At 69.7% G+C, this 20,098-nt stretch carries 18 protein-coding genes; 10 read left to right on the top strand and 8 right to left on the bottom strand.

All coding sequences use genetic code 11. The features are described 5' to 3' along the window. Positions 1–12: 12 nt before the first annotated feature. Complete coding sequence (locus tag ACZ7L6_RS02995; protein WP_471920172.1) at positions 13–849, bottom strand: alkaline phosphatase family protein; 837 nt, start codon at positions 847–849, stop codon at positions 13–15. Positions 850–1,150: 301 nt separating this feature from the next. Here ACZ7L6_RS02995 and ACZ7L6_RS03000 point away from each other — a divergent pair, with 301 nt between their 5' ends. The 7 genes from ACZ7L6_RS03000 (at position 1,151) to ACZ7L6_RS03030 (ending at position 8,734) form a co-directional block, all read left to right on the top strand. Further along, positions 1,151–2,986, top strand: coding sequence for a glycosyltransferase (locus tag ACZ7L6_RS03000; protein WP_471920173.1), 1,836 nt, complete (start codon positions 1,151–1,153; stop codon positions 2,984–2,986). Beyond that, a complete protein-coding gene (locus ACZ7L6_RS03005) occupies positions 2,983–3,417 on the top strand; it encodes a hypothetical protein (RefSeq protein ID WP_471920174.1) in 435 nt (144 codons plus the stop codon). Before ACZ7L6_RS03000 ends, ACZ7L6_RS03005 begins: the two co-directional genes overlap by 4 nt. A gap of 69 nt (positions 3,418–3,486) precedes the next feature. Continuing rightward, positions 3,487–4,251, top strand: a complete 765-nt coding sequence (locus ACZ7L6_RS03010) for a glycosyltransferase family 2 protein (protein ID WP_471920175.1) — start codon at positions 3,487–3,489, stop codon at positions 4,249–4,251. After that, positions 4,233–5,567 carry a glycosyltransferase family 2 protein gene (locus ACZ7L6_RS03015; protein ID WP_471920176.1) on the top strand — a complete coding sequence of 445 codons (1,335 nt, stop codon included), beginning with the start codon at positions 4,233–4,235 and terminating at the stop codon, positions 5,565–5,567. Before ACZ7L6_RS03010 ends, ACZ7L6_RS03015 begins: the two co-directional genes overlap by 19 nt. 4 nt (positions 5,568–5,571) lie before the next feature. Further along, positions 5,572–6,915: a lipopolysaccharide biosynthesis protein gene (locus tag ACZ7L6_RS03020; protein ID WP_471920177.1), complete on the top strand. Its 1,344-nt coding sequence runs from the start codon at positions 5,572–5,574 to the stop codon at positions 6,913–6,915. Then, complete coding sequence (locus ACZ7L6_RS03025; RefSeq protein ID WP_471920178.1) at positions 6,912–7,919, top strand: glycosyltransferase family 2 protein; 1,008 nt, start codon at positions 6,912–6,914, stop codon at positions 7,917–7,919. Before ACZ7L6_RS03020 ends, ACZ7L6_RS03025 begins: the two co-directional genes overlap by 4 nt. Further along, the gene (locus ACZ7L6_RS03030) at positions 7,916–8,734 is read left to right on the top strand and encodes a polysaccharide deacetylase family protein (RefSeq protein ID WP_471920179.1); all 819 of its coding nucleotides are present in this window, start codon (positions 7,916–7,918) and stop codon (positions 8,732–8,734) included. Before ACZ7L6_RS03025 ends, ACZ7L6_RS03030 begins: the two co-directional genes overlap by 4 nt. A 7-nt stretch (positions 8,735–8,741) precedes the next feature. On the opposite strand, the gene ACZ7L6_RS03035 is transcribed toward ACZ7L6_RS03030, so the two are convergent. From ACZ7L6_RS03035 to ACZ7L6_RS03045, 3 genes are all read right to left on the bottom strand, one after another. Then, a complete protein-coding gene (locus ACZ7L6_RS03035; RefSeq protein WP_471920180.1) occupies positions 8,742–9,560 on the bottom strand; it encodes a glycoside hydrolase family 16 protein in 819 nt (272 codons plus the stop codon). Beyond that, the gene (locus ACZ7L6_RS03040) at positions 9,557–10,759 is read right to left on the bottom strand and encodes an NAD(P)-binding domain-containing protein (RefSeq protein ID WP_471920599.1); all 1,203 of its coding nucleotides are present in this window, start codon (positions 10,757–10,759) and stop codon (positions 9,557–9,559) included. Before ACZ7L6_RS03040 ends, ACZ7L6_RS03035 begins: the two co-directional genes overlap by 4 nt. A gap of 105 nt (positions 10,760–10,864) precedes the next feature. Then, positions 10,865–11,917, bottom strand: a complete 1,053-nt coding sequence (locus ACZ7L6_RS03045; protein WP_471920181.1) for an aminoglycoside phosphotransferase family protein — start codon at positions 11,915–11,917, stop codon at positions 10,865–10,867. Positions 11,918–11,944: 27 nt separating this feature from the next. Here ACZ7L6_RS03045 and ACZ7L6_RS03050 point away from each other — a divergent pair, with 27 nt between their 5' ends. Next, entirely contained in the window at positions 11,945–13,276 is a 1,332-nt protein-coding gene (locus ACZ7L6_RS03050) for a carboxylate--amine ligase (RefSeq protein ID WP_471920182.1), read from the top strand. Positions 13,277–13,344: 68 nt separating this feature from the next. Here the strand turns inward: ACZ7L6_RS03050 and ACZ7L6_RS03055 are convergent, their stop codons facing one another. Next, positions 13,345–14,178, bottom strand: a complete 834-nt coding sequence (locus tag ACZ7L6_RS03055; protein WP_471920183.1) for a class I SAM-dependent methyltransferase — start codon at positions 14,176–14,178, stop codon at positions 13,345–13,347. 97 nt (positions 14,179–14,275) lie between these two features. Between ACZ7L6_RS03055 and ACZ7L6_RS03060 the strand changes: the two genes are divergently transcribed. Together ACZ7L6_RS03060 and ACZ7L6_RS03065 are read left to right on the top strand one after the other, a co-directional pair. Then, complete coding sequence (locus tag ACZ7L6_RS03060; RefSeq protein ID WP_471920184.1) at positions 14,276–15,601, top strand: UDP-glucose dehydrogenase family protein; 1,326 nt, start codon at positions 14,276–14,278, stop codon at positions 15,599–15,601. A 16-nt stretch (positions 15,602–15,617) separates the two neighbouring features. Next, positions 15,618–16,613, top strand: a complete 996-nt coding sequence (locus ACZ7L6_RS03065; protein WP_471920185.1) for an NAD-dependent epimerase/dehydratase family protein — start codon at positions 15,618–15,620, stop codon at positions 16,611–16,613. Here the strand turns inward: ACZ7L6_RS03065 and galE are convergent. The 3 genes from galE to ACZ7L6_RS03080 all read right to left on the bottom strand — a co-directional run bounded on the left by galE (position 16,600) and on the right by ACZ7L6_RS03080 (position 20,098). Beyond that, on the bottom strand, positions 16,600–17,679 hold the full coding sequence (gene galE / locus ACZ7L6_RS03070) for a UDP-glucose 4-epimerase GalE (protein WP_471920186.1): 1,080 nt from the start codon (positions 17,677–17,679) through the stop codon (positions 16,600–16,602). The genes ACZ7L6_RS03065 and galE overlap by 14 nt on opposite strands. A 91-nt stretch (positions 17,680–17,770) precedes the next feature. After that, complete coding sequence (locus tag ACZ7L6_RS03075; protein ID WP_471920187.1) at positions 17,771–18,556, bottom strand: GntR family transcriptional regulator; 786 nt, start codon at positions 18,554–18,556, stop codon at positions 17,771–17,773. A gap of 48 nt (positions 18,557–18,604) precedes the next feature. Continuing rightward, the gene (locus tag ACZ7L6_RS03080) at positions 18,605–20,098 is read right to left on the bottom strand and encodes a CoA-acylating methylmalonate-semialdehyde dehydrogenase (RefSeq protein WP_471920188.1); all 1,494 of its coding nucleotides are present in this window, start codon (positions 20,096–20,098) and stop codon (positions 18,605–18,607) included.

Here is a 20,098-nt window from a genome sequence, read left to right on the forward strand (position 1 = left end):
GTCAGCCGGCCGTCATGAATCGCTCCAGACGCGAAGCGCCTCCGCTTCGTTGCTGTGTCCGAGTGGCTGCAGATCATAGGCCTCGAGGAGCGTGCGCAGCAGTCCGTACAGATTGTTCGGCTGGTCGTGGTTGCCCGGCCGGACACGTTCCCCGACGAGCAGGGTGGGGATGCGATTGGGCTGGGCGGATCCGCTCTCGTCCCAGGTGACCACCAGCAGACTGTTGTGGGTCATCGCCCAGCGTGCGTAGTCGCCGAGGTTCTCTCGCAGCCAGGTGTCGGCCTCGCGGACGCTGCCGTCGTGCATGTCGTGCTGGACGTCCGGAACGACGAACGACACCGTCGGAAGATCCGCGAAGTCATGCGGAAAGCTGGTCCACGGGCGGTTGACCGAAGGGGGAAGGTTGCGGAAGTTCACCCAAGGGTTGTGCCGTCGTACATAGGCACCGCTGGTACAGCCGGTGAAGCCGACGTGGGGCAGGCCCTGCGCGTATCCGGCGAAGGTGAGACCCGCCTGCCGGAGTTGGGAGCCGAGATTGTGGCCCGAGAAGGCGCGGGGACAGGCATCGCTCCGGATGCCCTGGGTGGAGCCGGAGAAGAGCGCCAGGTAGTTCGGTTGGCTCGGATGGGTGATTGCGTAGAACTGGGTGAGTGAGGCGCCGCGTCGGGCGAGCTTATTGAGGTAGGGCGCCTGCGCGTTCCCGATGATCGCGTCGTACGCGTGGTTCTCCTCGATCACCACCACGACGTGGTCAGGACGAGGGATTTCGCGGTCGGCGGGCGCATCGTCGCAGCCCGCCGTCACCAGGAGTAACGCCATCGCCGCTGTCCAGATCGCGCGCCGCCGCACACGGCGCTCCAGGCCCTGTCGTGCGCTTCTCACCCGTGGCCTCACGCTCTCCCTTTTCCGCAGCCCTTCCGGCCGGCTCTCTCCTGCGGTAGATCGTCGTGCACTGCCGAGCACCAAAAGCGGCATTAACGTAGCAATTAGAATCATTGCCCGCATAGTGGACGATATCGATCGGTCACGTGCGCCGACCGACGAAAGGAAACATGAGACGTATCCATGCCCCCGTCGGTCATGGTGAGCCGTGCGCGGTTCCCCCCGGGGAGCCGGCTGTCGGCGGACCGGTTCTTCGAGAGACCTCTCCATGGGCAAACGAGAGACGCTGACGGGCAGCCGCGCAGCTTTCCGTGCGAGCGCCGCGGCACGGTGGCCCGGCAGGGCCGCGGCCGACCGGCGCCGAACAACACGCACCACCGCACTCCAGTGGACGATGCGTGCCGTCCTTCCTGTGGTGCTCGTGCTGTGGCTGGTGTCGCTGCGCCAAGTGGATCTCGGCGGGATGCGCGACTACGGGCTGCTGCAGGTGCTGCCGCCGCTCTTCTGGGTCGCCCTCGGCCTGCTCGCCCTCGGCTTCTGTCTCGCCCTGGCCGACCGGCGCACGGGTGCCGGCTGGCTCGCGGGCTACGTCCTCACGCTGATCGCGGTCCTCCACGCGACCCCCACGCTGCTCTACCCGGCGATGCGCTACAGCTGGGCCTGGAAGCACGTCGCAGTCGTCGATGCGGTGATGCGCCACGGCGGTGACGTCCCCAACGCGGGCAAACTATCCCTCTACAACCATTGGCCGGGCTTCTTCGACCTCAATGCGTTCTTCGTGGAGGCGACCGGCCTTGAATCGGCGCTCAGCTACGCGGCGTGGGCCCCGCCCGTCTTCAATGCTGTGCTGCTCGCCCCGCTGCTGTTGCTCTACCGGGCGGTGACGCGTGATCGCCGACTCATCTGGGGAGGAGCGTGGATCTACTACTCCTGCTCTTGGGTGGGGCAGGACTATTTCGCACCCCAGGCTCTCGCGTTCCTGCTTTTCGTGACGGTGATCGCGCTGGTCGTCGGTCAGCTGCCGTCCTCGGCGCTGCCCCGACCCGGCGCCGCGCTGCCCGCCCGTTGGCCTGTCGGCAGGCTCCAGGCGGTGCTGCTGATGGAATTCGTCATCGTCTCTTCGCACCCGCTGACGCCGCTGATGCTGATCAGCGCTCTGGTCGCACTGTCGGTTCCGCGTGCCAACCGGCGCGTGGTGCTGCCGGTGCTGGCCGGTGCGGTGCTGTTGACCGCCGTCTGGGACTCCACTGTCGCCCGGTCCTACATCGCGGCCAACCTGAGCGACTTCCTGGGCTCGCTCCTGCAGGCCGACACCAACGTCGTCTCCGGGCTGGCCGCGCTCGGTACCGCAGCACCCGGGCAGGTGGTGGTGTCCTGGGTCGACCGGGCCCTGTCGGCCGCCGTCGTCCTGCTGGCGGCCATCGCCTTCCTGGCCCGCCCTTGGGTCCGCCGTACCGGACTTCCGCTGCTCGTCCTCGCCCCGCTGCCCCTTCTGACCGCGAACGCCTACGGCGGAGAGATGATCTTCCGCGCCTATCTGTTCGCCCTGCCCGCCGCTGCAATGCTGATGGCCGCGTTGCTTTTCAGGTGGGGGGGACGGCGGCCGCGCCCCCTTGTCCTCGCCGTCTATCCGGTGCTTCTGGCGCTGCTCGGGGGGCTGGTCTTCGGTTACTACGGCAAGGAAGCGGCCAACCACTTCACGAAGGACGAGGTCGCTGCCGCTCGGTTCGTCACGGCCACCGCGCCTCCTGGAGCCTTGATCGTCACCCTCACTTCGGCCGTGCCCGGACTGTACCTGCATTACGACCAGCACGAGCTGGTGCAGATGGACGAACAGGACATCGAGGCACGGCGGCGGGTGGTGCGGGATCCGGTGGGGGGTCTGCAGCCGTTCCTCCGGAGGGCTAGCGTGCAGCGACCCGCTTATGTCCTCCTGAGCCGGGCCCAGGCCGCTGACTGCTACTTCAGAGGGGTCCTGCCCGCGGACACCGTGCGGCGCCTGGAGACCGCCATGTCGAGGGCACCGGGCTTCGTTCCCGTCTACCGCAACAAGGACGCGGTGGTCTTCCGGTATCAGAATCCGGGCACGGGGGAGAGCCGATGATCCTCCTGCGCTGGGGGCTCGCTGTCTCCGGGTGGACCGCTCTGGCGGCTGCCACCCTGCTGCCGGAGGCCGACGCCCTGCGTGTGCTGGTGACAACGGTGTTCCTGCTCGGCTGTCCGGGACTGGCGGCCGCACGGTGGGCCGGGCCGACCCATGGGTGGGTGGGGCGCCGGACGGCTCTTCTGGACACGGCCGTCCTGGCCGTGGTGCTCAGTGTGTCGCTGGCACTGCTCACCGCCGAGGTGCTGTTCCTGAGCGGAACGTTCACGGCCACACGGGCGCTGCTCGTGCTAGCGGTCGCCACCTCGGCCCTGGCCCTGTTTCCGCACCCCGGCGGACGAGCCCACCGGGCGCCGCGGTCCGGCCCGGAAGCGGGACCATCGCCGGTCGCCGCGCGCCCGGCAGAGCCGCCTTCTGACAGAACCCCTTGACGCGCCATGCTAATCGGGCAAACCTGTACATATACGTCGTAAATATATGTCGTACGGAGAGACGCGATCATGTACAGCGACCCGATCACCAGCCGTGGAACGGCGACCAATCATGGAGCCGACAAGCCGCCCGCCACCGTGAGCCTGGTCGTCCCGGCCCGCAACGAGGCGCGGAACATCCCGTGGGTCTTCGAGCAGATCCCGTCCTGCGTCGACGAGGTGATCCTCGTTGACGGCTACTCCAGCGACGCGACCGTTTCCATGGCCCGGCACTGCCTGCCGACAGTGCGCCACGTGGAACAGAGCGGCCCGGGCAAGGGAAATGCCCTGCGAACCGGCTTCCAGGCGGCAACGGGGGAGTACGTGGTGATGATGGACGCCGACGGCAGCATGTCACCGGCGGAGATCCCGCACTACCTGCACTTCCTCGACAACGGCTACGACTTCGTCAAGGGCTCGAGATTCGTCGCGGGCGGCGGCTCCCTGGACATCACCCATTTCCGGCGGATGGGGAACCATGTCCTCCTGGCCGCCGCCAACCGGCTCTACCACGCGTCCCTGACCGATCTGTGCTACGGCTTCTGCGCCTTCCGGCGAAGCTTCCTGGACCAGTTGGACCTGCACGCCGTCGGCTTCGAAATAGAGGCCGAAATGATCGCGCACGCCCTGCGCTGCGGCCTGCGCATCGCCGAGGTGCCCAGCCTGGAACTGCCCCGGCGCAGTGGGCGCTCCAACCTGCACGCCATATCCGACGGGCGCCGGGTGCTTCGCATCCTGCTCTCGGAACGTCCGGGTGCGCGGTCCTCCACCCAGAAATGGCCGAGCGTGTCGTGAACTCCAGCATGGTGCGAACTGCCGCCGCTCGGCCCCCCGTGCCGGTGGCGGACGTCGACCTGGCCCGTCCGGGTGAGTTCCGACTCCCCGGCGGTCGCGGAACGGTCCTGCTGCAGCGGCACGTCCGGGCCCTGGTACGCCTGCATGGGCTTCCGGTAGGCATGGTCTGTGCCGCCGCGGACACCCCCGGCCCAGAGGCCCTGTGGCGTGCCGTCGCCGACACAGCCCGGGTGGAACTGGCGGGTCAGCTCGCCCGGTACCGTGCACAGGACCGTCCCGGAGCGTCAGACGCCGGCCCTGCCGACCGGCCCTTCCGTACCGGGCCTCGCCCGGCCCAGGAGCCGTCGCCCTTCATCAGCGTGGTCGTTGCCACCCGGGACCGGGCGCACCTGTTGGGCCGCTGCCTGGGTTCGCTCGTGCGGTCGAAGTACCCCGAGTTCGAGATCATCGTGGTGGACAACGCCCCGTCCGACGGCACGACGGAAATCCTGGTCCGCGGAGCGTTCGGCGGACGGGTCCGCTATGTCCGCGAACCCGTCCCCGGCCTGGCCCGCGCCCACAACCTCGGCCTGGCCCGAGCACGCGGGTCCGTCGTCGCCTTCACCGACGATGACACGCTGGTCGACCCGGGGTGGCTGTCCGCTCTTGCCGAGGTGTTCGCCCACGACCCGCGGATCGGCTGCGTGACCGGGCTGATCGTCCCCGCCGAACTGGAGACCCCGGCCCAGGCCGCACTGGATCGGCAGGGCGGCTTCGCCAAGGGCTTCGGGCCGCGTACCTGGTCGATGTCCGACGCATCGGCCGACCCGCTGTTCCCCTTCGCGGCCGGTTGCTTCGGCTCTGGGGCCAACATGGCCTTCCGTACCGCCGTCCTGCGATCTCTGGGCGGCTTCGACACGGCGACCGGTGCGGGCACCCCGGCTCGGGGCGGCGACGACCTGCTCGCCTTCTATGAGGTTCTGACCGCCGGTCACACGCTCGCCTACGAGCCGAGTGCCATCGTCTGGCACCATCACCGCCGTACACAGGACGCCGTGGCCGCGCAGGTCTTCGGCTACGGTGCCGGGCTCGGTGCCTATGTCACCGCCCTCCTGATGAACCATCCGCGCAGCCTGCCCGCCCTGCTGCGCCGTCTCCCGGGTGGCGTCCGCCGCATCGTGACCAGGTCGCGCGACCGGAGTGCCGACCCCGACGCCGACTGGTCCCTGCGCCTTGCTCTACTGGAGGCGCGCGGGATGGTCTACGGCCCCTACGGCTATGTGCGCGGACGCATGGCCGGCGACACGCAACGGAAGACGACCGGCCCGGCGAGGTGAGGGTGTGGACACCCCTTCGGTCACAGGCCCGCCCGTCAGCAGTGCTCGCAGGGAACGGCGCTCCCTTCCCATGATGCTCCGGGCCGGTGTCGCCGCCGCCCTCCCACGTGAACGCGTGCTGCGCACGGGACACCTGCTCGCGATCAGTTCCCTCGTCAACGCGGGCGTCGGCTCCGTCTTCTGGGTCTTCGCCACGCACTGGTACGACGAGAGGGTCGTGGGCCTGAGCTACTCCGCCCTCTCGGCGTCCTTGCTGCTCACCGGCATCGGACAGCTCAACCTGAACGACTTCCTGGTGCGGTTCGTGCCGTCCGCAGGGCGCCGCACCCGCCGCTTGGTCCTCACGTGCTACGCGGTGAGCATCTCCTTCAGCCTGCTGGTCGCCGTGGTGTTCCTGGCGTTGGTGCCGGTGGTCGCACCCGGGCTCGACTTCCTGCTGACGCCGGTGACCGGCGGCTGCTTCGTGGTGGCCACCGCCGGATACGCCGTGTTCGTACTGCAGGACGGCGCGCTCACGGCGGTCGGCCGCCCCGGCTGGGTCGTCGGCGAGAACCTGATCTTCGCCTGCGGGAAAATACTGCTGCTGGCCCTCGGGGCCGCGCTGGCTCTGTTCTCCGGGATCCTGCTCTCGTGGGCGGGAGCTCTCGTGATCTCGCTGACCGTGGCCAACGCGGTCCTGCTGGGCCGGGCGGTGCCCCAGCACGAGCAGGACAACCCGGCGACGGCAGCTCCGCCCCGCATGCTCGGGTACGCCGCCGCCGACTGGTTCGGCTCCCTGTTCCGGCTGGCCGCGTACACCCTCGTCCCGCTGATCGTGCTGAACAACCTCGGCGCGGCGCAGAGCGCCTTTTTCTCTCTGGCGTGGAGCGTCGCCTACGTGCCCTACCTGCTCGCCCGCAACATGGGAACGTCCCTGCTCGCGGAGTCGGTGCGCCGGCCCGAGCGACTCGTCGAACAGGGCCTGCGCGTCCTGCGCCACTCGGGCCTGCTGCTGCTCGGCGTCACCGCCGTCCTGGTCGCCGCGGCCCCCCAGATCCTGTCTGTCTTCGGTGCCGCGTACGCGGCCGAAGGCACCACCCTGTTGCGACTGCTGGCGCTGTCCGCACTGCCGAACCTGCTGCTCAGCGTGGCCATCGACGTCGCGCGGGCGCGGCGGCGGTTGCGCTGGGCGGTCGGACTGCAGATGACGATGTGCGTCCTGGTGCTCGGGCTCACCCATGTGCTGCTGCCGGAACTCGGCGTCGCCGGCGCCGGCGTCGCCTGGCTCGTCACCCAGTGTCTGATCGCCGTTCCCCTCCTGGTGTTCCAGTCGCGCTGGCTCGTTCCGGCGCCCGAGAGGTCGTCATGAACAACGCACTGTCCACCGCACATTCCGTCCCCACGCTGTCTGTCGTCATCTGCGCCTACACCCTCGACCGATGGGAGGACCTGCGGGCCGCGATCGAGTCGGTGCTGGCCCAGGACCCACCGGCCGACGAGGTCGTACTGGTGGTCGACCACAACAAGGCCCTCCATGAGCGGGCATCGAACGAACTGGCCGGAGTCCGGATCGTGCCCAACCAGCAGCGTCGCGGCCTGTCCGGAGGACGCAACACGGGGGTGGCGGTCTCGCACGGCGACGTGGTCGCCTTCCTCGACGACGACGCGACCGCGGAACCGGGGTGGACGCGCCGTCTGCTGGCACCGTACGGCGATCCACGCGTGGTGGGGGTCGGCGGGCTGGTCCGGCCGCGATGGTCCACCGGACGGCCGGTGTGGTTCCCGCCGGAGTTCGACTGGGTGGTGGGCTGCTCTTACCGGGGGCTGCCCGAACTGGCCGCCCCCGTACGCAACTTCATCGGTGCCAACATGTCCTTCCGCAGAACGGAGCTGCTCGCCGTGGGAGGATTCCTCGACGCCCTGGGACGGGTGGGCACCCGCCCGGTGGCGAGCTGCGACGAGACCGACCTGTGCCTGCGCATCGCGGCCCGCGACCCAGGTGCCGTCCTCCTGTACGAGCCCGCCGCCGAGATACGCCACCGTGTCCCCGAGTCCCGGGCGAACTGGGCCTACTTCCGTTCGCGCTGCTACGTGGAGGGGCTGTCGAAGGCGCTGGTGGCCCGGCGCAGCGGCAGCGGGCCGGCCCTGGCCAGCGAGCGTGCCTACCTGCGGTCGACCATTACCCGAGCCCTTGCCCGCACCCTGCTCCGCATCGGCCGACCCGGCGCGTTGCGCACGGCCGGCGCGCTCTCGGCCGGGGTGTGCGCCACCGCCGCCGGTTACCTCGTCGGTTGGGTACGACCGCTGGACTCCGACAGCTTCTTCCGGCGTCCGCAGGCCCCTGCGGACGCTCCCGCGCCGGTCAGCTCATGAGTGCCGTACCCGTCTTCCTCTACCACTCGGTGTCGGACGACCCACCGGGGTGGCTCGCGCCGTTCACGGTGAGTCCGCGTGTGTTCGTGGAACACCTGGACCTCATCGCGGACAGTGGGCTGCGTGTGGTCCCGCTGCGGCAGCTGGTCGCGGCACTGCTCGGCGGTCCCGCACTGCCACCCCGGTCCGCCGTGCTGACCTTCGACGACGGATACGCGGACTTCGCGTCGACGGTGGCTCCGCTTCTCACGGCGCGGGGACTTCCGGTCACCTTGTACGTCACCACCGGTGCGCTGCGCCCCCCGCGTGGACGGCCGGGCCGCGGACCGTTTCCCTACATCGCGACGCTGAGCTGGGCCCAGCTCCGGGAACTGGATGCGGCCGGAGTCGAGATCGGCGGCCACAGCCGGACCCATCCGCAACTGGACACCCTGCGCCGTACTTCGGTGAGGGAGGAAGTCGGTGGCTGCAAGCGTGAGATCGAGGACGTCCTGGGGCATCCCGTCGTCTCCTTCGCCTACCCGCACGGCTACAGCAGTCGCGGTGTCCGGGCGATGGTGGCGCAGGCCGGCTGGACCTCGGCGGCCGCCGTGCGCGGGACGGCGTTCAGTTCGAGCCGGGACGAGCCGCTGATGTTCGCCCGGCTCATGGTGCTGGCCGGCACCGGCCGGGAACGCTTCAGGCTCTGGTCCCGGGGGCAGGGAGCTCCCGTCGCACCGTTCGCCGAGGGACTGAGGACCAGGGGCTGGCGGGCGTACCGTCGGGCGAGGGCGGCGACGGGACGGCCGTATCGGGCGCTTCCGGCATACGACTGACTTGACGTCAGTGCTGCCAGACCCGTACCCAGTCCACGAGCATCCGTGCCGAGTCGACCTCGGGGGGCGGGGCGTGGGGGAGGCCGACGGCCAGGTTGATGAGAACCTCCATGGGAACGCGGGGAATCCGGTCCGGGTCGGTCACCCGGAACCGCTCGACTCCATCCACGTACCAGACCAGTTTCTCCCGTTCCCAGAGCAGCGCGAAAACGTGGTGCTCCTCGGGGAAGCCGGTCGCCGAGTAGGCTCCCTTCTGCTTTCTCTCGGCGCCCTCCCGGTCCCGCCAGTGGACGTACATCGCCAACTCGCGAGTGCTGCCGATGAACTCCATGATGTCGATCTCCGGCGGGGTGAAGCGGGTCTCCGGCATCATCCAGAACTGCGGCGCCATACCGCTCTCGGCCGGGATACGGATCGACGCTGCGAAGTAGCCGTAGGTGAACGTTCTCCGTGGCTCGGCGTACCAGTGGTCCCGACCGGTGGAGATCATCCCGGAGGACCAGGGATAGTCCCGTCCGTCGCTGCCGCGGGTCGGATCGCGCGTGGCCGTGAGGGTCACCTGTCCACCGCCCACGGAGACCTGACCGGGCTGATACCACTCCAACTCGTCGTTGCTGGAGATGGTGCAGCCGTCCTGGTTCCAGTCGTAGCACGTGGTCCAACGCGCCCGGTCGAGTTCCTTGCCGTCGAACTCGTCGTGAAAGACCAGGCGCCAGTTCCCCGGCACGGGAGGCTGGGACGTCGGGTTGTCATGAGTGGGGTTGACGACGCCGCAGGCCGCCAGCATGAGCATCAGCGCGCCGAGGACGGTGCCTCTTGCCGTCACGGAATGTTCCGGGTCCTGGCCGCGACGGAGCGGGAAAGTCTGCGCGCGGCGAATCCGGTGCCGGCGACGAACCGCAGCACGGGGCCGAAGGTGGGCGCCGCGGCCAGGCCGGTGAAGTACAGGCCTGGCACCGAGGACCCGAAGCCGGACGTCAGGCGCGGTGCGCCGTTGAACGTCCGCACCTGCCGACGGAGTTCGGGTGCCAGCAACTCGAGCCGGTTGACGTCCACCCGGTAACCGGTGGCGAGCAGCACGTGGTCGACCCGCAGCACCTCCGCACGGCCGTCGGCGTCCACTATCTCGAGGCGCACCGTGCCGCCCTCGGCCACGGCCGAGCGCATCCTGCGGCAGCACAGGACCGGGAACCGGTCGGCCACGCGCTCGCGTAGCCACCAGGCGCCGGACGGTCCGAGCACGGTGTGCAGCAGCCTGAATCGCAGCCGCTCGGGCAAATGACGGTAGGCCACGCCACCACGGCTGCACGCGAACAGGGACCATCCAGGGCCAAGGGGCGAGCCCGGTTTCACGAGCCTTACGGGGCGGGGCCGCTCGGCGGGCCGGTCGGTGGTCGGCGGCTCGCCGAAGGCGACGGACGCCGCGCGGGCGAGCACGACGGGACGGGCGCCTGCCTCGTGCAGCAGCGCCGCGCTCTCGAGAGCCGATTGCCCGGCCCCGATGACGGCGACCCGCTGTCCCGAGAACCGGGTGAGATCCCGGTGCCGGCAACTGTGGGACACCAGGTCGGCCGGGAACCGGCCGACCAGTTCCGGCGGTTCGTGGGCGAACGGCACCTGCCCGGTGGCCATCACCACGCTCTCCGCGAGGAACTGCTCTCCGGAGTCGAGAGTGACTCCGAACAGGCCGTCCAATGCCTCGACGGTACGTACCTTCACCCGTTCCACCTCGGGCACCCGGCGGTTCTGGAACCACTGACCGTAGGCGATGAACTCCTCGATGGGGATCGGATACAGGTCGCCCACCGGTGGGAGGCCGCGTGCGGCGCGGTAGTCCTCGAATCGGTAACCGGGTTCTGGCGCGGAGAGCGCTGATGCTGAGGGCACCGACTTCAGACACATGCCTTCGGGCATGTGAGCTTGCCAGCACTCCATGGGCTCTCCGAAGACCCGCCGCGGTATTCCCGCCGCGCTCAGCCAGGCTGCTGTGGCAAGCCCGTAAGGGCCGGCACCGACCACGACCACGGGTTTCGGCTCACGCGCGCCGACCGCCCTCTCTCCGGCCGCTCGCCGGTGTCCGGTGATGAATCCGGTGTTCGCGGGCATGGTCCACTCCCTCCTCAGCGGTGGTCACGGTCCGACACCTGGCCTGTCGGCGCACTCCCGGAGGACCGGTGCGACCGTGTCGGTGAGCCACCAGTGGTTATGGCCGAATTTCGGTGATTTACGGAGGTTGCCGGTCACGTGCCAGAGCCAGGTCAACAGCACGAGTGCGGTCGGGTCGCGGCTGTCACTGCCCGGGTGCACCCCGGCGAGCGCCAGCAGGGCGCGGTCAGTGTCCGACAGGCCGCAGCGCAACGTCTCGGCGACGAGAGCGCCCAGCGACCGGCCGGTGCGCAGACAACGCAGCGCCAGTACGAATGTGCAGGCGTCGATCTCGCACGGGCCGTCCGCACGGGCGTTGCCCCAGTCGAAGACGCCGGTGACCCGCAGAGGATCTCCGCCGAGCAGAACGTTGCCGGGGTGGTAGTCGCCGTGCGTCCAGCCCTCGGTCAGCACCACGTCGGCCAGGGTCGCGTCCAGACGGTGGCGCAGCGTCCGTAGCTCCGCCGCTCGCCGGCCGGCCGCGTACCGGGGGATCGCTTCGGAGAGAACGGCGAGCTGTGACTCGTACCAGGGCAGGGCCATTTCGGCTGCCGGGCGGCGACGGTCGACGGCGCCTCTCAGGTCGGCCAGAAGGCGAAGGGCCGGCGCGGCGGCGCGGTACGGGTCGCGCGGGGTGTCGTGGATGAGCTGCTCCGCCGACACGCCTGAAAGCCTGCTCTGGGCGAGTGCCCCGGCGGGGCCCGGTGCGCCGACCACTCGGGGCAGCAAGGGGTGCCAGGGAGCGAGCCGCTGGTCGGCCTGGAGTTGCCGGAGGATGTCCCGCTCGCGCGCGACGGTGGCGGCACCGTGCGCCTTTCGCGGCTGTTTGACCACCACACTCCACGAGCCGCGCCGGAGCTCGAACACCAGAAGGCCGGTCTGGAGGAGCGCGGGACGCCGAACCACGGTGATGTCGTAGGACCCGAGGCCGCGTACGAGCCGGCGGGCCCGCAGACGGTCCTCCAGGCCGCCCAGCGCACGGGGGAAGTACAGGGGAAGTAGGCCGAGGAGCGAGGAAATCTTGGCGGGAGGCTTCATGGCAGACCTTGCCGGGCCGTCCGGGGGGTGCGACCCGCGCTGCCCGCGATAATGGATATAGGTGAAATGTCGGTTTACAAGTCTAGGGGTCCTGAACCTCAGCCGCATTCGTTCCGTCCGGCGGAAGGGCGGGTGATCTCCTTGCTCGACGACAAGGTGCCGGTGCTCGTAACGAGAATCGGCAACTACCCGCAACATCACGGCAGTCTGGGCGTGGCGCGCACCGTCGGGCGGCTGGGCGTCCCGGTCCACGCCATCGTCGAGGACCGCTTCACGCCGCTCGCCCTTTCCCGCCACGTCACGCAACGCATCGTCTGGCCGACGACCGGCCGCGAGGAGCCGGAGCGGCTCGTCGACGGCCTGTTGTCGATCGGGCGCGCGATCGGTGAAGGGTGCCTGCCGGTGCCGACCGACGACGAGGCGGCCATCCTTCTGGCCGAACACGCCGACCTCCTGACGGACTGTTTCCTGCTCCCGCCGGTACCGCCCGAACTGCCGCGGCTGCTGGCGGGCAAGGCGAGCCTGTGCCGGGTCTGCGCGGAGGCGGGCGTGCCCGCGCCGCGATCGTGGGCACCGGCGGACCGTGACGAGCTGATCGACGCGGGGCGTGAACTCGGTTATCCGCTGGTGCTCAAGAACCTGGAGCCGTTCAGCCGGTTGCGCACACCGGCGGTGAGGGGCTCCACCACGACGGTGTGTGATGAACGGGAGCTGCTCGGCCGTTTCCCGAACGGAACGCCGCCCCCGGTCCTCGTCCAGGAGTGCATCCCGAGACAGCAGGCGGAGGACTGGATCACCCATTTCTACTGTGGTCCGGGCGGTGCGCCGCGGGTGCTGTTCACCGGTTTGAAACTGCGCTCCTGGCCGCCCTACGCGGGGGTGACCACCCGGGCGGTGGCGTTGCGCAATCCGGAACTGGCCCGGCTTGCGGAACGACTGTGCCGCAGGATCGGCTACTGCGGAGTCGCGGATCTCGACTGGCGCTTCGACCGCCGGGACGGACAGTACAAGCTGGTGGACTTCAACCCGCGTACGGGAGCCCAGTTCCGTCTCTTCGAGAACATTCACGGAGTCGACGTCGTCCGCGCCATGCATCTCGACCTGACCGGCCGTGAGGTGCCCGAGGGCCCCCAGGTGGAAGGGCGGGTCTTCGTGGTCGGTCAGCTGGACTTTCCGTCGGTGGCTGCCTGGCTGCGTACGGAGCGCCGGCTCCCCTCGGATCTGCTGCACGAGCGGCCCGGGGAGCGGGCCTGGCTGTGCCGGGACGATCCCCTGCCGGCTGCGGTCGAGGCGATCCGGTTCAGCGGGCTCGTGGCGCGCCGCCTGGCACGGTCGGCGCAGGCGCGGCTCGGCCTCTGACCACCGGGCGACCCTGTCGCCGAGCGCCGTGGCAAGGGAGGCTCTGCCGGCCACCCGGTACCTGCGGGTCATGGCGACGCGACCGGATGCCCGACGGGCTGGGTGCGCACGATGCCGAACAGGCCCTCTCCGTCGGCGGAGGGACAGACCAGCGGGCGGGCCTGCGGGGTGCCGCGCGTCCAGTCGGCGAAGCCCTGGTGGGTGCTGATGTCGTCGACGAGCATCACCCCGCCGGGGGACAGCACCCGGCCGACGCGTTCCATCTCGAAGCGGGTGTTCCTGGCCGTGTGCAGGCTGTCGTGCACGAACACGTCCACCCGGCCGAGGTGCCGCAGTAGCCCCGGCAGTCGCCGTCTGCTGGATCCCTCGACATACGACCATCGCGATCGGTGGTCGTGGGGCACCGCGACTCCCGTCTGGTCCCGCAGACCGCGTTCGAACGGGTGGGGGAGGTCCACGCTCCACAGGTGTCCCTCGCCGTTGCGTTCCAGCGCCTCGAGCACCAGGCGGCTGGTGATCCCGCGTGCGACGCCCGTCTCCACCACCACGGCGGGACGGGTGTGGATCACCGTGCACCACAGGGCCCGTCCCAGGGCGGCGTCCACGTCGCTGTAGTGCCCGTACGTGTGGCGGCCGAAGCTGTAGCCGCGTTCCTGGAGTTCGCTGGCCACGGTCTCCCAGAGCTCCTGGCCGACGGGGATCTCGGGGCAGGGCCAGGGGGCATCGAGCCACTGGTGGAGCCGAACCTCCCAGTCGTGGTCGACGTGGAGGTCGACGGGATGCTCGAAATAGCCGGCAAGTCCCTCCGGTACGAGACGGGCCGCCTCCATGGGGTCAGTGGCGAACGCTCCCGCGAGGCGGCGAAGGCGATCGAACGCCTTGTCTCCGGCACGTTCTTTCATGGCTGTCCGCTCCTCGCATTGACCTCAGCCGCAAGTGGGTTAATGATGTACGTATACGACGTAAATATACCATTTTGCGACTCGGTGGTGGTGGCACATGCGTCTGACAGTCATCGGCACCGGTTACGTCGGAGCGGTCCACGCCGCCTGTATGGCCGACATCGGGCACGACGTCCTCGGTGTCGACATCGACGCGGACAGGATCGACGGGCTCGCCGCCGGAAGGCCCCCGTTCTACGAGCCGGGACTGTCCAGGATGCTCAGGCGGACGGTGGAGACAGGGAAGCTGCGCTTCACCACCTCGTCCGCCGAGGCGGCCCGGTTCGCCGACACGCACTTCATCTGCGTCGGCACCCCGCAGCACCCCGGCACGGGCGCCGCCGAACTGCGCCATGTGGAGGCCGCAGTGGACGGCCTCGCCCCGCATCTGTGCGACAGCGGGCACGAACGCGTCCTGGTCGTCGGCAAATCCACGGTCCCGGTCGGCACCGCGGCCCGCCTGACCGGCCGCCTGCGTGAGACAGCCCCGGCCGCCGACCTCGCGTGGAACCCGGAGTTCCTTCGCGAGGGCTGCGCCATCCAGGACACGCTGCGGCCCGAACGGATCGTGGTAGGCGCCCGTACGGAGCATGCGGAGGCCCGGCTGAGGGAGCTCTACGCGTCTCTGCTGGCCGCCGGCACGCCCTTCATCGGCACCGATCCGGCCACCGCCGAACTGGTCAAGCTGGCGTCGAACGCGTTCCTGGCCACCAAGATCTCCTTCATCAACGCCATGGCCGAGATCTGCGACGTCACGGGAGCCGACGTGCTCACCCTGGCCGAGGCCATGGGCCGCGACTCCCGCATCGGCCTTCGCTTCCTGAGCCCCGGCCTCGGCTTCGGCGGCAGCTGTCTGCCCAAGGACATCCGTGCGCTGACGGCGCGGGCGGAGGAACTCGGCCGGGGCGCGTCGGTGGCCTTCCTCCGGCAGGTCGACGAGATCAACACGCGGCAGCGTCGCCGCACGGTCGACCTGGCGGAGCGGCTCGCCGGAGGGTCCTTCCCGGACCGGAACGTCGCGGTGCTCGGAGCCGCCTTCAAGCCTGGCAGCGACGATGTACGGGATTCGCCGGCGCTTGCGGTCGCCGAAGAGATCCGGCACCGCGGGGCCCAGGTCCGCGTGCACGACCCCGCCGCGGTCGACACCGCCCGGACTGCACACCCCGCGCTCCAGTACGCCTTGGACGTGACCAAGGCGTGCGAGCAGGCCGATGTCGTTCTGCACCTCACCGAGTGGCCCGAGTACCGCGAGCTCGACCCGGCCGACCTCGCCATGGTGGTGCGCAGGCCCGCCCTGCTCGACGCCCGCAACAGCCTCGACCCGGTGGCCTGGCGCTCGGCCGGATGGACGCTGCGCGCCCTGGGCCGTCCCGGGCTCGACTGAACCGTGGGAGGAGTCCATGCGTGTCGTGGTGTCCGGCGGAAGCGGTTTCCTCGGCTCACACCTGTGCGATGCGCTGCTGCGCAGAGGTGACACAGTCGTCTGCCTGGACGACTTCTCCTCGGGCGTCGTGGGCAACATCGCGCATCTTCGGCGGGTACGGGGGTTTCACTGCACACCGTGCGACGTCACCGAGCGATTCAGGATCTCCGGGCCGGTCGACGCCGTCGCACATCTCGCGAGCCTGGCTTCGCCGTTCGACTACCACCGTCTCCCGTTGGAGACCCTGGCCGCCGGGAGCCGGGGGACGGAGAACCTGCTGAGGCTCGCGGAGCAGCACTCGGCCCGCTTCGTCCTGGCGTCCACCAGCGAGGTGTACGGCGACCCCGCGGTGCATCCGCAGGACGAGGGCTACTGGGGTAACGTCAACCCGGTCGGTCCGCGCAGCGTCTACGACGAGGCCAAGCGCTTCGCCGAGGCCCTGTCCATGGCGTACCGCCGGGCCCGGGATGTGAACTCCGGGATCGTCCGGATCTTCAACACCTACGGCCCTCGGATGCGCTCCCGCGACGGCCGGGTGGTCTCCACCTTCGTCAGGCAGGCTCTCGCGGGCGAACCGCTGACCATCTTCGGCGACGGCAGCCAGACACGGAGCTTCTGCTACGTCGACGACCTGGTCCGCGGTCTTGTCGCCATGATCGATGCTTCTGTGCCGGGCCCGCTCAACCTCGGTAATCCGAGCGAGCGGACGGTGTTGGAGCTGGCCGAGCAGGTGCTGCTGATCACCGGATCGAACAGTGGGCTTCGCTTCCGGCCCCTGCCCGTGGACGAGCCGGTCCGTCGACGGCCCGTCATCACCCGCGCCGAGGAGGCGCTCGGCTGGCGTCCGCGCGTGCCCTTGGAAGAAGGGCTGCGGCGCACCGTCGCCTGGTTCGCTTCCCAGCCGGGAGAACCGGATGGGGCGACGGCGAAGAAGGCTCACCACCGGGGGCGTGGGGCGGTCACCGCTCGGTGAGCACTCCTCGTTCCTCGATGTTCCTCGGGCGGCGCGCGGGACACGCGTAGCCGTTCGGATGGAGCTGATGGAAGCGCCAGGCGTCCCGGCACATGGTTTCCAGGTCTCGCGTAGGGCGCCAGCCCCAGTCACGTGCCACGGCACCCGCGTCGGCGACCAGTTCGGCGACGTCCCCGGGGCGGCGTGGAGCGATCTCGTACGGAATGGTCCTGCCGGACGCACGGGAGAAAGCGGTGATCACATCGAGGACCGAACTGCCCTTGCCCACGCCCAGGTTGTACACGTGCAGGCCTCGCCCGTCGCCGAGATGCTCGAGGGCGACACGGTGCGCCTCGACAGTGTCCATGACGTGGATGTAGTCGCGGATCGCGGTCCCGTCGGGCGTTGAATAGTCGTCGCCGAAGACGCAGAGTCGGTCGCCCGGGCCGAGGGCGACGCGGGTTATGGACGGCATGAGATTGCCGGGCGGGCCGTACGGTTCCTCGCCGAGCAGACCGCTGGGATGGGCACCGACCGGGTTGAAGTACCGCAGACACAGCACGGTGTACTCGGGGCAGCGACGGCAAACGTCGGCGAGGACCTGCTCGCAGATCGATTTGGACGCGGCGTACGGGTTGGTGGGCCGGACGGGCGTGCCCTCGTTCAGCGGCCCGTGGCCCGCGTCGCCGTAGACCGAGCAGGAGGACGAGAAGACCAGCTGGTGCACCCCGTGTCGGTGCATGGTGTGCAGCAGGGCGGTGGTGCCGCCGACGTTGGTGTCGTAGTACTCCACCGGCATCCGAGTCGACTTGCTGACCGACTTCAGGCCGGCGAAGTGCACGACCGCGTCGATGGGATGCCGGTCGAAGACCGTGGAAAGCGCCTGCTGATCGCGGATGTCCATCTCATAGATGGCGCCCATGCGGCGGCCGGAGACCCGCTCCACCCGCGCGAAGACCTGCGGCGGACTGTTGGAAAAATTGTCGACGGCGATCAACTCGTAGCCATGGGCCAGCAGTTCGGCGCAGGCGTGACTACCGATGAATCCCGCACCGCCGGTGACCAGGACTGTGGACGATGAGGTCATGGCTCTATCCAACGCCGTACGTTTACTCTGTATACGACATTGCGCCCGTGGGGCGAAGGAGTCAAGAGCCGAGGCCGCCGGCTGCCCGTACTCAGGGCCTCACGAGCAACTGGAAGTCGAACGCGTACCGCGACGCCCGGTAGATGTGCGTCCCGTACTCCACCGGCCGCCCCGTGTCGTCGTACGCCGTGCGCTGCATCGTCAGCAGTGCGGCGCCCTCCTTCTCGTCCAGGCGTTCGGCCTCCTCGGCGGTGGCGCAGCGGGCGCCGATGGTCTGGCGGGCGCTGTGCAGGGTGATGCCGGCGGCGCGCATCATCCGGTACAGGCCGGTCGACTCCAGGCGGGCGGTGCCGAGGTCGAGCAGGCTCGCGGGCAGGTAGTTGCACAGGATCGCCACGGGCTGGCCGTGGGTGCAGCGCAGCCGCTCCAGGACCGTGACCTCCGTGCCCTCCGCGATGCCGAGGGCGGCGGCGACGTCGGCGGTCGCCGGGACCTGCTCGTTGCGGACGACGTGCGTGGTCGGGCCCTGACCCGCCGCCTCCAGGTCGTCGTAGAGGCTGCTGAGCTCCAGCCCGCGCTTCACCTGGCTGTGCACCACCTGGGTGCCCACGCCGCGCCGCCGGACCAGCAGCCCCTTCTCGACGAGGGACTGGATGGCCTGCCGGACGGTGGGCCGGGACAGGCCCAGGCGCACCGACAGGTCGACCTCGTTGCCCAGGAGGTTGCCCGGGGCGAGGACCCCGTGCTCGATCGCCGACTCCAGCTGCTGGGCGAGCTGATAGTAGAGCGGCACGGGACTGCCCCGGTCCAGGGCGAAGTCCAGCGAGTCCAGCGCGGGGGCTGATACGGCACGTGCGGAGCCGCGGGTCTTCGCCATGGGTTCCCTCCCTGTGGTTCTGCCTCTGGTTCCTTCGCTGAGCGTGTGTCAGGTGTTGCTCGGGAAACCGAGGTTGATGCCCGCGTCGGCCGGGTCCGGCCAGCGCGTCGTGATCACCTTGCCCTGGGTGTAGAAGGCGATGCCGTCGTTGCCGTAGATGTGCAGATCGCCGAAGAGGGAGTCCTTCCAGCCACCGAAGGAGTGGTAGCCGACCGGCACCGGGATCGGCACGTTCACGCCGACCATCCCCGCCTTGACCTCCAGCTGGAAGCGGCGGGCGGCGCCGCCGTCCCGGGTGAAGATCGCGGTGCCGTTGCCCCAGCGGGAGTCGTTGATCAGCTTGATGGCTTCGTCGTACGACTCCGCACGGACCACGGCCAGGACCGGGCCGAAGATCTCGTCCTGGTACGCGTCCGCCGTCAGCGGCACCTTGTCCAGCAGCGAGACGCCGATGAAGAAGCCGTCCTCATGGCCCTCGACCGAGTAGCCGGTGCCGTCGACGACGACCTCCGCGCCCTGCTCGGCGGCCGAAGAGACGTATGACGCCACCTTGTCGCGGTGCTCTCGCGTGATCAGCGGGCCCATCTCGGACGTCGGGTCGTTGCCCGGGCCGATCTTCAGGTTCTTCGCGCGCTCGGCGATCTTGGCCACCAGCTCGTCACCGGTGTCGCCGACCGCGACCACGACCGACACGGCCATGCAGCGCTCGCCCGCCGAGCCGTACGCCGCGTTGATCGCCTGGTCGGCGGCGAAGTCCAGGTCGGCGTCGGGCAGGACCAGCATGTGGTTCTTGGCGCCGCCGAGCGCCTGGACGCGCTTGCCGTGCTCGACGGCCTTCAGCTGGATGTACTTCGCGATCGGGGTGGAGCCGACGAAGGAGACCGCCTCGATGTCCGGGTGCTCAAGGAGCCGGTCCACGGCCACCTTGTCGCCCTGGACGATGTTCAGCACACCCTCCGGCAGCCCGGCCTCGGTGGCCAGTTCGGCGAGGCGGAAGGACGCCGACGGGTCCTTCTCGCTCGGCTTCAGCACGAAGGTGTTGCCGCACGCGATCGCCAGCGGGAACATCCACATCGGCACCATCGCCGGGAAGTTGAACGGCGTGATGCCCGCGACCACGCCGAGCGGCTGGCGGATCGAGGCGACGTCCACCCGGCTCGACACCTGCGTCGACAGCTCGCCCTTGAGCTGCACGCTGATCCCGCAGGCCAGCTCCACGATCTCCATGCCGCGCGCCACCTCACCGAGCGCGTCGGAGTGCACCTTGCCGTGCTCGGCGGTGATCAGCTCGGCGATCTCGTCGCGGTGGGCGTCGAGCAGCTCGCGGTACTTGAACAGGATCGCCGTGCGCTTGGCCAGGGAGGTCTGGCCCCAGCTCTCGAAGGCGGCCTTGGCCGAGGCGACGGCGGCGTCCACCTCGTCGACGCTCGCGAAGGCGACCTGCTTCTCCTGGGCGCCGGTCGCCGGGTTGTAGACGGCGCCGAAGCGGCCGGACGTGCCCTCGACGGGCTTGCCGTCGATCCAGTGGGTGATGGTCTTCAT

It is taken from the genome of Streptomyces sp. NPDC107522, from assembly GCF_055657525.1.